At 64.9% G+C, this 12,981-nt stretch carries 7 protein-coding genes; 3 read left to right on the forward strand and 4 right to left on the reverse strand.

Annotated features, from left to right (window positions below; genetic code table 11):
• Nucleotides 1-96 precede the first annotated feature (96 nt).
• Nucleotides 97-345: a hypothetical protein gene (locus B4I46_RS14345; protein ID WP_153046109.1), complete on the reverse strand. Its 249-nt coding sequence runs from the start codon at nt 343-345 to the stop codon at nt 97-99.
• 36 nt (nt 346-381) lie between these two features.
• Between B4I46_RS14345 and B4I46_RS14350 the strand changes: the two genes are divergently transcribed.
• The gene (locus B4I46_RS14350) at nt 382-6,771 is read left to right on the forward strand and encodes a retention module-containing protein (protein WP_286900694.1); all 6,390 of its coding nucleotides are present in this window, start codon (nt 382-384) and stop codon (nt 6,769-6,771) included.
• Nucleotides 6,772-6,895: 124 nt separating this feature from the next.
• Here the strand turns inward: B4I46_RS14350 and B4I46_RS14355 are convergent, their stop codons facing one another.
• Both B4I46_RS14355 and B4I46_RS14360 read right to left on the reverse strand, forming a co-directional pair.
• Nucleotides 6,896-7,318, reverse strand: a complete 423-nt coding sequence (locus B4I46_RS14355) for a YbaN family protein (protein WP_370409172.1) — start codon at nt 7,316-7,318, stop codon at nt 6,896-6,898.
• The gene (locus tag B4I46_RS14360) at nt 7,272-7,859 is read right to left on the reverse strand and encodes a YecA family protein (protein WP_054916593.1); all 588 of its coding nucleotides are present in this window, start codon (nt 7,857-7,859) and stop codon (nt 7,272-7,274) included. The genes B4I46_RS14355 and B4I46_RS14360 overlap by 47 nt, the downstream gene beginning before the upstream one ends.
• Nucleotides 7,860-8,104: 245 nt before the next feature.
• On the opposite strand from B4I46_RS14360, the gene recQ reads away from it, so the two are divergent.
• Together recQ and B4I46_RS14370 are read left to right on the forward strand one after the other, a co-directional pair.
• The gene (gene recQ, locus B4I46_RS14365) at nt 8,105-10,237 is read left to right on the forward strand and encodes a DNA helicase RecQ (RefSeq protein ID WP_275731257.1); all 2,133 of its coding nucleotides are present in this window, start codon (nt 8,105-8,107) and stop codon (nt 10,235-10,237) included.
• A gap of 118 nt (nt 10,238-10,355) precedes the next feature.
• Entirely contained in the window at nt 10,356-10,790 is a 435-nt protein-coding gene (locus tag B4I46_RS14370; protein WP_043864125.1) for a MarR family transcriptional regulator, read from the forward strand.
• On the opposite strand, the gene B4I46_RS14375 is transcribed toward B4I46_RS14370, so the two are convergent.
• The gene (locus B4I46_RS14375) at nt 10,787-12,976 is read right to left on the reverse strand and encodes a patatin-like phospholipase family protein (RefSeq protein WP_043864124.1); all 2,190 of its coding nucleotides are present in this window, start codon (nt 12,974-12,976) and stop codon (nt 10,787-10,789) included. The genes B4I46_RS14370 and B4I46_RS14375 overlap by 4 nt on opposite strands.
• Nucleotides 12,977-12,981: the final 5 nt, after the last annotated feature.

Here is a 12,981-nt window from a genome sequence, read left to right on the forward strand (position 1 = left end):
TCATAACCGATATGCGAAAAAAAACTTATGCGCTGTGCTCAAAGCAAGACATTGTTCTCTTCAGATAGCTCGAAAACAGGCGCAGATGTTGGCCTGTCAGGGCGTCCGATAAAGTTCCTCGTTTTTTGCAGCATTGGGTTTGGAGTGAGCGGAGGAGAGGTCAACGCGGCGAAATATGGCGACAAAATTTTGGCTCATGGCCGATTGCCAGATCGCAGCGTGGCTTAACCGGAGCATGGGCAGGCCGAATGCATTGATTTCGTTGAGATCGGTGCGTGCGGTCGCAAGGTTGTTCTCCGAGTCGGCCGGGCATTGCCCGCGCCAGGTTTCGCGATACCCCGGCACGTGTTTGCGAAAACCTTCGGCAATGGAGGCATGCTCATGGCTAATTTAATCGGTGTGGTCAGCAAGGTTGTCGGCCAGGTATTCGCGGTAGCGGCCGATGGCGGTCGACGTGCCCTGGTGGAAGGCGACCGCCTTTATGCCGGGGAACAACTGGAAACCGGCGCGGCCGGGGCAGTGGCGGTGCACCTGGAAAACGGTGCCGAGCTGACCCTGGGCCGTGACAGCAGCCTGCAGCTGTCTCCCGACCTGCTGGCCAACCATGCCTCGCACGTGAACGCGCCCGAGACGGTGACGCCCAGCCAGGCACAACTGACCGATGTGGAGAAACTGCAGCAGGCCATTGCGGCGGGCGCCGACCCCAGCCAGGAGGGCGAAGCTCCGGCGGCGGGCCCCGGCAACGGCGGTTCGCCAAGCGCATTGGGCGGCGGCCATTCGTTCGTGCAGCTCACCGAGGTGGGAGGGCACCTGGACCCGGTGATCGGCTTTCCGACGGCGGGTTTCAACAGCATCCCCGAGATTCCCGAACCCTGGATTGGCGCGCGGGGTGATGACCAGGGCCCTGGCGGTTTCGTGCCGCCGGTGATCCCGCCGGTTGAGCCGCCCATCGACCACCCGGTGACACTGGACGGGCTGGAGGTGAATGGCGGTGAACTGACCGTGTACGAGAAGAACCTGGCCGATGGCTCAAGCCCCGATAATGGCGCGCTGACCCAGAGCGGCAGCTTTACCGTGCATGCCCCCGATGGCCTGCACACGCTTACCGTCGGGGGCATCAACGTGGTGATCGGCGGGGTGGTCAGTGGTTTTCCGCAATCGATCACCACGGGGCTGGGCAATACCCTCACCATCACCGGCTACAACCCCGCCACAGGCGTGGTGAGCTACAGCTACACCTTGCTCGACAACGAAGCTCATCCCGCTGGCCAGGGCATCAACAACATCGGTGAGAGCTTCAGCGTGGTGGCCATCGACAGCGATGGCAGCAAGGCCACCGGCAGCCTGGACGTGAACATTGTCGATGACGTGCCGCAGGCCAGGCCCGACAGCGCCTCGGTAGTCGAAGGCGGTACCGTCACCGGCAACGTGCTGCACAATGACAGCCTGGGCGCCGATCGCCCGCCGGTCGAGCACACGGTGGTCGGTGTGCGGGCCGGCTCCGATACCTCGACATCGGCCATCGGCTCGCTGGGCGTGAACATTGCGGGTACCTACGGCACGCTGGTGCTCAACGCCAACGGCGAGGCGGTGTACAAGGCCGACCCCAACGCCGTGCCGCCAGCGGGCGCGACCGATGTGTTCACCTACACCATCCGCGATGCGGACGGTGACGAAAGCACCACGACCATCACCATCAACGTCACCGACAGCAAGCTCGTCGCCTGCCCGGACAGCGTCACGGTGTATGAAAAGGCCCTGGACCTGGTCCAGGACCCGCAAGACCTTGCGCCGGGCACAGTGGTGGGCAGCAACCCGGGCTCGGCGGGCGAGACCGCGACCGGAACGCTGGCCGGCTCGGTCGGTGGTGGCTCCGGCGCGCTGACCTTCACGCTGGTGGGCAGCAGCACCGGCGCCTACGGGCAGATCCAGATCAATGCCGACGGCAGCTACAAGTACACCCTGACGTCCGCGCCGCAGGTGGGCGGCGGCAACGACGGGGCCAATGTGGTCACCTCCGAAACCTTCACCTACAAGGCTACCGACGCGCTGGGCAACAGCGTCACCAGCACCATCGTGATCAAGATCGTGGACGATGTGCCACGGGCAGAGTCGGACAGCACCACGGTGGTGGAGGGCGGTACGGTCACCGGCAACGTATTGGACAACGACACGCTGGGTGCAGACGGCGCAGCCCAGGGCGGTGCGGTGGTGGGTGTACGGGCAGGCTCCGATACCTCGACCTCGGCCATTGGCTCGCTGGGCGTGAGCATCGCCGGCACCTACGGCACGTTGATCCTGAATGCCAATGGCGAGGCGATCTACAAGGCCGACCCCAGCTCGGTAGCGCCAACCGGCGCCAAGGACGTGTTCACCTACACCATCCGCGACGCGGACGGCGATGAAAGCACCACGACCATCACCATCAATGTCACCGACAGCAAGCTCGTCGCCTGCCCGGACGATGACATCAAGGTGTACGAGCGCGGGCTGGACCTGGTGCAGGACGCCTGGGACCTGGCGCCTGGCACGGTAGAAGGCAGCGCGCCGACCAGGGCCACGGAAACCTCGGTCGGCAACCTTCAAGGCCGGGTGGGCGGTGGCTCCGGTGCCCTGACCTACAGCCTGGAAGGCAGCGCCATCGGTAACTACGGGCAGATTCAGATCAACGCCGACGGCAGCTACAAGTACACCCTGACCTCGGCGCCGCACATCGGCAACGGCAACGACGGCGCCAACGTCGTGAGCACCGAGACCTTCACCTACAAGGCCACCGATGCGCTGGGCAACAGCGTTACCAGCACCATCGTGATCCATATCGTCGACGACATGCCCATCGCCGAATCGGACAGCGCCACGGTGATGGAAGGCGGAACGGTCACCGGCAACGTGCTGCTCAACGACATCCTGGGTGCAGACGGTGCAGCCCAGGGTGGTGCGGTGGTGGGTGTGCGGGCGGGCGCCGACACCTCGACCTCGGCCATTGGCTCGCTGGGCGTGAGCATTGCCGGTACCTACGGCACGTTGATCCTGAACGCCAATGGCGATGCGATCTACAAGGCCGACCCCAACTCGGTAGCGCCAACCGGCGCCAAGGATGTATTCACCTACACCATCCGCGATGCGGACGGTGACGAAAGCACCACGACCATCACCATCAATGTCACCGACAGCAAGCTGGTGGCCTGCGCCGATACCGAGGTGAAAGTCTACGAAAAAGCGCTGGACCTGACCCAGGACCCGCAGGACCTGGCCCCGGGCACGGTGGTGGGCAGCAACCCTACCTCGCCTGGCGAGACGGGTATCGGCACCTTGGTCGGCTCGGTCACGGGCGGTTCCGGCGCGCTCACCTACACGCTGGTGGGTAGCACTACAGGTGCCTATGGGCAGATTCAGCTCAATGCCGACGGCAGCTACAAGTACACCCTGACCTCGGCGCCGCACATCGGCAACGGCGACGACGGGGCGAATATCGTCACGTCCGAGACCTTTACCTACAAGGCGACCGACCAACTGGGCAACAGCGTCACCAGCACCATCGTGATCAAGATCGTGGATGACGTGCCAAGGGCGGAGTCCGACAGCACCACGGTGGTGGAGGGCGGTACGGTCACCGGCAATGTGCTGGATAACGACACATTGGGGGCAGACGGCCCGGCCCAGGGCGGGGCGGTGGTGGGCGTGCGGTTCGGCGCCGACACCTCGACCTCGGCCATCGGCTCGCTGGGCGTGGGCATCGCCGGCACCTATGGCACCCTCATCCTGCATGCCAACGGCGAGGCCGAGTACAAGGCCAACCCCAATGCGGTGACGCAGGACGGTGCCCAGGACACCTTCACCTACACCATTCGTGACGCGGACGGCGACGAAAGCACCACCACCATCACCATCAATGTCACCGACAGCAAGATCGTCGCCTGCCCCAACAACGAGGTCACGGTGTACGAGAAGGCCCTGGAACTTAGCCAGGACCCGAACGACCTCGCCCCCGGCACCGTGACCGGCAGCGACCCCGGCTCAGCGGGTGAAACCGCGACCGGCAGCCTGGTGGGCTCGGTCAGCGGAGCCAGCGGCGCGATCACCTATACGCTGGTGGGCAGCAGCACGGGCGCCTATGGGCAGATTCAGCTCAACGCCGACGGCAGCTTCAAGTACACCCTCACGTCCGCACCCAAAACCGCAGGCGGGCTCAACGACGGCCCCAACGTGGTCACCAGCGAGACCTTCGTCTACAAGGCCACCGATGCGGCCGGCAATTCGACCACCAGCAACATCGTGATCAATATCGTCGATGACGTGCCCACAACGGCTGACGCCGTGCGCTCGACCACGCCGGGGCAGGTGGACACCAACGTCATGCTGATCATCGATGTGTCCGGCAGCATGGCCGACAATTCCGGGGTGCGCGGCCTGTCGCGCCTGGAGCTGGCCAAGGAGGCCATCGGCGCACTGCTGGACAAGTACGACGACATGGGCGATGTGAAGGTGCAGGTCGTCACGTTCTCCACCGGTGCCAGTGATCGCACCGACGTGTGGGTGACGGTGGCCGAGGCCAAGGCCCTGATCAAGGACCTGACCCCGGGTGGCTCGACCTATTACGACTCGGCAGTCAACGTGGCGCAGACGGCCTACCAGACGCCGGGCAAGCTGGAGGGGGCGCAGAGCGTCAGCTACTTCTTCTCGGACGGTGCGCCGACCTCGGGGCATGCCCTGACCGAAACGCGCACCGGCAACTGGGAGAACTTCCTGGGCGACAACGGCATCAAGTCGTATGCGATCGGGCTGGGCAGCGGCGTCAACACCGGCAATCTCAACCCGGCTGCCTATGACGGCAGTACCCACACCAATACCAACTCGGTGGTGGTCACCGACCTGGCGCAACTGGACAACGTGCTGTCGGGCACCGTGCAAGGCGCGCCGATCACCGGCAGCCTGATGAGCGGTGGCGACTTCGGTGCCGATGGTGGCTTCATCAAGTCTCTGTTGATCGACGGCACCACCTACACCTTCGACCCCAAAGGCAACGCCAACCAGCCCAGTTATGCAGCCAGTGGCGGTGCAGACCGCGGCACCTTCGACGCGAACAGCCACAGCATCACGGTCAAGACCGCGCTGGGCGGGACGCTGGTGGTGGACATGGACAACGGCCAGTTCACCTATACGCCGCCCAAGGACAGCGGCAGCAATCAGGTGGAGACCATCCGCTTCGTGGCCAGCGACAACGACGGCGACCTGAGCGGTGCCAACCTGGTGATCAACGTCAACACCAATGCTGCGCCGGTGGCCGGTGCCGATCATGTCATCACCAATATCCTTGCGCCGAGCATCAGCGTCCCGGCCGCCGCCTTGCTGGCCAACGATAGCGACGCCAACCACGATCGCCTGAGTGCGGCGCCGATCACCTTCAACACCGGCTGGACCAAGGGGGCGGATTTCACGGCCGGCAACGGCAAGACGGTCATCACCTTCACCGGCCAGGACGACACGCTGGCCAATCAGGAGCGGGTTCTGGCGCGCAGTGCCTTTACCGGCGCAGCCGGGTCGATGACCGCGGCGCTGGTGGTCAGTGGCTACCTGGGGGCGGTGAGTGCTGCCAATGGCAATGACGAAGACGTGATCAAGGTAAGCCTGCGCGAGGGCGAAACCCTGACCCTGGACCACAACCGCACCGCTGATCGCAACTTGCTGATGCAGTGGAAGGATGAGGGCGGCACCTACCACACCATCGCCGATGGCGGCAGTTTCACCGCCAGCCATGATGGGGTGTACAGCATCCATCTGGTCAACCAGGTCAATGACGACGGCGGCAAGGGCGCAGAAAGCTACCAGCTGAACATGTCGATCAACTACGCCGGGGCGCATGACTACACGCCCACCTACAACGGCACCTATACCGTCAGCGACGGCCATGGCGGCAGCGCCACGGGGGCGGTGGACATCACCTACCAGGCCGGCAGTACCCTGGAAGGCACCAGCCACGACGACGTGCTGCTGGCCGGGAGCGGTGATGACGTTCTCAATGGCGGTGCAGGCAACGACGTGCTGATTGGCGGCGATGGCAACGACAAGCTCTACGGGGGGGAGGGCAACGACCTGTTGATCGGCGGCAACGGCAACGATCTGCTCGACGGTGGCGCTGGCAACGACACCGCCAGCTACGCCGGGGCGAGCGCTGGGGTGACGGTGAGCCTGGCGCTGACCGGTGAGCAGAACACGATCGGCGCCGGGCTCGACAAGCTGGTGTCGATCGAGAACCTGATCGGTTCCGACCACGACGACAAGCTGACCGGCGACGACAACGCCAACACGCTGATCGGCGGCCTGGGCAACGACATCCTGATCGGGGGCGGCGGTGACGATCTGCTGATCGGCGGGCCGGGCAACAATACCCTGACCGGTGGCGCGGGCAGCGATACCTTCCTGTGGCAACAGGGCAATACTGGCCACGACAAGGTGACCGACTTTACCCCGGGTACCGATCGGCTGGACCTCTCGCAATTGCTGCAGGGCGAGAACGCGACGTCGGCGTCGCTGGACGATTACCTGCACTTCACGGTGACGGGCACGGGCAACGGCGTGATATCGACCATCCAGGTGAGTGCGGTGGCCGGCGCGGCGCCGACCCAGACCATCGAACTGGCTGGCGTGGACCTTGCCCATCACTATGGGGTGACGGCGGGCGCGGGTGGGGTCATCTCGGCGGGGGCGGATACAGCCACGGTGATCAACGGGATGCTCAATGATCATTCGTTGAAGGTGGATACGGTGTGACATGAGGCGTAGATGGCGCAGCTGACCTGCCGCTGCCATCGCGGGCCAAGCCCGCTCCCACAAGAGCAATGAAGTAGCTGTGGGAGCGGGCTTGGCCCGCGATGGGGTGGGCGCGTGGTTGCGCCTAGGTACGCTTGCGCAAGGTCTTCTGCCGCGCGATGTACACGGTCACCAGTACCGCACTGGTGAGCATGAACCCGCGTGCCCACGGCAAGGGCACCAGGTAGCACGAAAAACCTATGCTTAGCCACATCAGCCCGATGGCGTATACCTTGGCCTTGAGCGGAATGCCCTCACCGCCCAGGTAGTCGCGAATCCACGGCCCAAGCCGCGGGTGATTGACCAGCCATGCGTGAAAGCGGGGCGAGCTGCGCGCAAAGCAGGCTGCCGCCAATAACAGAAAAGGGGTGGTCGGCAGCACCGGGAGGAAGATGCCGATCACCCCCAGCGCGACGCTGAGCCAGCCGATGGCCAGCAGCAGGTAGCGCATGGATGCAGACTCAGTGGTGGCGAGGCTTGAGCAGCGCAGGTTTCTCGTCCGGGGCATGGCACAGCAGGTACAAGGCCGTCAGCGCCTCGGGGATCTGCACGATCATGTCGTCCATCAGGTTGGCGTCGCTGGCGATGTCGGCGAACTCGGCCTCTTCGTCGAACAGGCCGGAACCGACCATGATCGGCAGCAGCATTTCGCTGACCTCTTCCTCGGCGCTTTCGAACCAGGCCGCTTCACGCAGGAACACCCCTTCCATGAAGCCGATGCACCAGCCGCGCAGCTCGGAGTCGTCCGGCTCGTCGCCAAGGTCCAGGTCGCACGGCAGCTCGAACTCCTCATCGCTGGCCAGTTGGCGGGCGATGTGATCCTTGAGCTTGATCAGTGTGCTTTCGATTTCTTCGCGCTGGGCCTCGTCCTTGTAGTGCGGCGGCTCGGCGAACAGGGCGTCGATCCATTCACGCTCGGGAACGGCTTCGGAGCAGATCGACAGCGCGGTCAGGTAGCCGTGTGCGGCAACGTAGTCCAGCGCTTCTTCGTGCAGCTCGTCAGCGTCGAGGAAGGCTTGCAGGCGGGTTAATTGCTCAGCGAAGGACATTACAGGGCTACCTTGGGAATAAACGATGCTGGAATTCTAGCATCTTGCGGCGCCTGCGAGGCAAAGGATGACGCCTATCGCAGAGCCCCCTGCACGGGCGCCGTGTCCGGTATAATGCCCGGCTTTTGCGCCCGGTCACGCCAGCATGCGGCCCCGGCAAAAGCCGCTTACGCAATTTCAGGTGTGGCGGGGAAGCTTTTCATCCAGCCTGTGGCCAGGATGGTTCTGCGATTTATGGAGTTTTTATGCTCGAACAGGCTCAGCGCGTCCTCAAGGACATCTTCGGCTACGACAGCTTTCGCGGGCGCCAGGGGGCGATCATCGAATGCGTGGCCAAAGGCGGCGATGCGCTGGTACTGATGCCCACCGGCGGCGGCAAGTCGCTGTGCTTCCAGGTTCCGGGGCTGCTGCGCGAAGGCCTGGCAGTGGTGGTGTCGCCGCTGATCGCGCTGATGGACGACCAGGTGGCGACCCTCGACGAGCTGGGTGTCGCCGCGGCTTCGCTGAACTCCACGATGAGCGCCGACCAGCAGCGCGAACTGGCCATGCGCATTCGTCGCGGCGAGCTCAAGATGCTGTACCTGGCCCCGGAACGCCTGGTGCAGCCACGCATGCTGGATTTTCTGCGCAGCCTGGACATCGCGCTGTTCGCCATCGACGAGGCGCACTGCGTGTCGCAATGGGGCCATGACTTCCGCCCTGAATACCTGCAACTGGGGCAACTGGCCGAACTCTTCCCCAACGTGCCGCGCATTGCCCTGACCGCCACCGCGGACATGCGTACCCGCGAAGAGATCGTCACCCGCCTGCACCTGCAGAACGCCGAGCGCTTTCTGTCGAGTTTCGACCGGCCGAACATCTTCTATCGCATCGTGCCCAAGGAACAGCCGCGCAAACAGTTGCTGGCGTTCCTCAACGAGCGGCGCGGCAACGCCGGCATCGTCTATTGCCTGTCGCGCAAGAAGGTCGACGATGTGGCCGCGTTTTTGTGCGAGCAGGGGTTCCCGGCGCTGCCCTATCACGCCGGCCTGCCTGCCGAGACCCGCGCCAGCAATCAGCGCCGCTTCCTCAACGAGGAAGGCCTGATCATGGTCGCGACCATCGCCTTCGGCATGGGCATCGACAAGCCCAACGTGCGTTTCGTGGCCCACCTGGACCTGCCCAAGTCGCTGGAAGCCTACTACCAGGAAACCGGTCGCGCCGGCCGTGACGGCCTGCCCGCCGATGCCTGGATGGCCTACGGCCTGCAGGACATGGTGATGCTCAAGCAGATGCTGCAGAACTCCGAAGGTGACGAGCGTCACAAACGGGTCGAGCAGCACAAGCTCGATGCCATGCTGGCACTGTGCGAAGAGACCCGCTGCCGTCGCCAGACCCTGCTCAACTATTTCGATGAAGAACTTCCCCAGCCCTGCGGGCACTGCGACAACTGCGTCGACGGCGTGCAGACCTGGGACGCCACCGAGCCTGCGCGCCAGGCGCTGTCGGCCATCTACCGTACTGGCCAGCGCTACGGCGTGGGCCATCTGGTGGACGTGCTGCTGGGCAAGGACAACGAGAAGATCCGCAGCTTCGGGCACGAGAAGCTTGCCGTGTATGGCGTGGGCAAGGCTCGCGCAGAAGGCGAGTGGCGTTCGCTGTTCCGCCAGCTGGTGGCGCGTGGCCTGGCCGATATCGACCTGGAAGGCTATGGCGGGCTGCGCCTGTCCGATACGTGCCGGCCCTTGCTGCGTGGCGAAGTCACCCTTGAGCTGCGCCGCGACCTCAAGCCGCAGACCAGCAGCAAGAGCAGCAGCTCGGGCAGCCCGGCCAGCCAGCTGGTGCGCGGCGAGGAACGCGAACAGTGGGACGCCTTGCGCGCCCTGCGGCGCAAGCTGGCCGAGGAGCATGGCGTGCCGCCGTATGTCATCTTCCCCGACTCGACCCTGCTGGAGATGCTGCGCAGTCAGCCCGGCAGCCTCAGCGAGATGGCCCAGGTCAGTGGCGTGGGGGCACGCAAGCTGGAGCGCTACGGCCAGGCCTTCCTCGAGGTGCTGGGCGGCGCTGCAGAGGCCCCGGCCCCGGTCGCCGACCTGCGCCACGAGCTGATCAGCCTGGCCCGCGCGGGCATGACTCCGCTGCAGATCGCCGGCCAGCTGCAATGCAGTGAAAAGAACGTTTACAGCCTGCTGGCCGAGGCCATCGGTCGCCAACAGCTGTCACTGGAACAGGCGCTGGACCTGCCCGAGGACCTGATGGGCGAGATCCAGGACGCGCTCCTCGACGGCGAAGGCGAGTTGCCGCCGGTGTCGGCGATCATCGAGCAGTTTGGCGGACGCGTGCCTGAGGGCGTGCTGTATTGCGTGCGCGCCGCACTGGCGGCCGAGTTCGAGATGTAGAAAGGTTGTTTGTCATCATTTATGACGATTATGCAGCGCCTGCCGACGGCATGAGCCTTGCCTAAGGCCCAAGGGCATGATTAGCTGCCTATTAATTAGTTCTGATGATGAGTTTCCTATGCCGTTGACCGATCACCACCGTTTCGGGATGCAGTTGGCCCATATGTCCCGGGGTTGGCGCGCCGAGCTGGACCGCCGCCTGGCCGGGCTCAACCTGTCGCAGGCGCGCTGGCTGGTGCTGCTGCACCTGGCGCGCTTCGACGAGGCCCCCACCCAGCGTGAACTGGCGCAGAGCGTGGGGGTTGAAGGGCCGACCCTGGCCCGTCTGCTCGACAGCCTCGAGGCCCAGGGCCTGGTCAAGCGCCAGGCCGTGCTGGAGGACCGGCGCGCCAAGAAGATCGTGTTGTGCCCGCCCGCCAAGCCGTTGATCGACCAGATCGAGACCATTGCCAACGCCTTGCGCGTCGAGCTGTTCGAAGGCATCGACGAAGAAGAGCTGCGCGTGTGCATGCGGGTGCACGCGCGCATCCTGGGCAACCTGGAGAAGTCCTAGAAGGTCTGCCCCAGGTTGAGGTAGAACGCCTTCTGGTTCTCGGTGTTCATGCCGTAGCTGAAGTTCAGCGGCCCCAGCGGCGTTTCGAAGCCCAGGAAGATGCTCGCGGCGTTGATGTAGCCGCTGTCGAACTCGTTGTCGTTGTTCCAGGCGCGGCCGCGTTCCAGCGAGCCGCCCAGATACAGCGGGAAGTCCAGCGGCAGGTAGGAGCGCGGGGTCAGGCGCCGGTAGTAGACCATGCGCATCAGGCTCAGGTTCTGGCCTGACACCGAGTCCTGGCGAAAGCCCGACAGCTGCCGGGCGCCGCCCATCACGAAGCTCGAGGTGACCACCTCGGCATCATCCAGAGTCCGCGCATAGCGACCGCCGAATACCCAGGTGTTCGGCCCGCTGCTCAGGGCCTTGTCCAGTTTCATGTCCCATTGGCGATAGCGCTGGTCGGAGCCCAGGCCCGGCTCGAACTGGCGCAGGGTCAGGCTGACGTCTTCGCCGCTGTGGGGGAAGTAGACATTGTCCAGGGTGTCGAACGAATACTTGAGGTCATAGAAGCCTTCGTTGAAGTTCACCTTGGGCAGGCCCTGTTCGCCGATGCGTACCTCGGCCTGCCCCCAGGCCTGGCCCACCCCCAGGCGCACTTCGCCGTTGTTGCCGATCTGGCGGCCCAGGTTGAGCCCGAAGCCATAGCGTTCGAGGCGGTACTCGGCGATGGGGTCGTTGTCCAGGGTGGCCTCGATGTTCTGCGAGCCGATGTCCAGGTAGGGCGCCACGAAGTAGCGCGACCCGGTATCCAGCGGCTGGTAGAACTCGCTGTAGAGCTCCTGCTTGTCGCCGATCTGGGCTCGGGTGAGCCACTCGGCGCCCAGGCGGTTGATGCCGTTGACGCGGTAGCTGGCGCCCAGGTTGAAGGCGCTGTCGCCACGCAGGTCATCGGACAGGTTCAGCCCCAGCCGCAGATAGTCGGTGCCGCCACGTCGGCCCCGGGCGTTGATCACCAGGGTGTTCTCGTCGCCCTTGTGCACCACGCGGTACTGCACCCGGTCGAAGTAGTCCAGGCCGTACAGGGTGCCCATGTCGGTGCGCAGGCGGTCGAGCTCCAGCGGTTCGCCGATGGGCTGGCGAATGTAGTAGCGGATCACGTCGTCACTGACCTTGGAGTCGTTCTCGACCTTGATGGCGGTGATCACCGGGGTGCGTTGCCCGGCCGAGCGCGCCTCGGCCAGTTGCACCGCCGTGTCGTTGACCCGGCGCAGGCTGGCCAGGCGCGGGTCGAGCAGGCGGGTGGCGCGGTAGCCGGCGTCGATCATGTCCTGGGCCCGGCCGAAGTCGGTGACGCCAAAGCTCGACAGCGGCGGCTGTACCAGGATGTCGTCGCGGTGCAGCGAGGCCAGTTGCTCTTCGGAGTTGCGCCGGGTCATCAGGGTGATCGACTGGTTGAGCACATCGACCACCGTGGCCAACTGCTTGCGATTGCGCAGCGGCGTGCCGATATCGACGACGATCGCCATGTCCACACCCATCTCACGCACGATATCCAGCGGGATGTTATCGACCATGCCGCCGTCGACCAGCAGGCGGCCGTCCAGCTCGACCGGGGCGAACACCGCCGGGATCGACATGCTGGCGCGGATCACCTGGGGCAGGTGGCCCTTGCGAAACACCACTTTCTCGCCGCTGGCGATATCGGTGGCCACTGCGCGGAACGGGATCGGCAGCTTGTCGAAGTCACGGGTGTCACTGGCGTGGGCCAGCAGGCTTTCGAGCAGCAGCGCGAGGTTCTGCCCCTGGATCACCCCCAACGGCAGGCCCAGGCTGCCGTCGTCGCGAAAGCTCAGGCGCTGTTTGACCAGGAAGTCGCGGTCGTCCTGCTTGCGCCTGAAGGGGATGTCCTTGCGCGGCGGTGCATCGGACAACGCCTGCTGCCAGTCGATGGCCAGGGCCAGCTTCTCCAGCTCGTCGATCTTGTAGCCCGAGGCGTACAACCCGCCGATCACCGCGCCCATGCTGGTGCCGGCGATGGCGTCGATCTTCACCCCCTGTTCTTCCAGCGCCTTGAGCACACCGATGTGGGCCAGGCCGCGCGCCGCGCCGCCGGACAGCACCAGGCCGACCTTGGGCCGGGCGGCCTCGGCGGCGCAGAGGGCAAGGGAGGTAAGGGACAGCAACAGGCACAACAGCAGACGACGCATCGCGG

The sequence above is a fragment of the Pseudomonas sp. UBA7500 genome (assembly GCF_002478435.1).
Lineage (GTDB): Bacteria > Pseudomonadota > Gammaproteobacteria > Pseudomonadales > Pseudomonadaceae > Aquipseudomonas > Aquipseudomonas palmensis.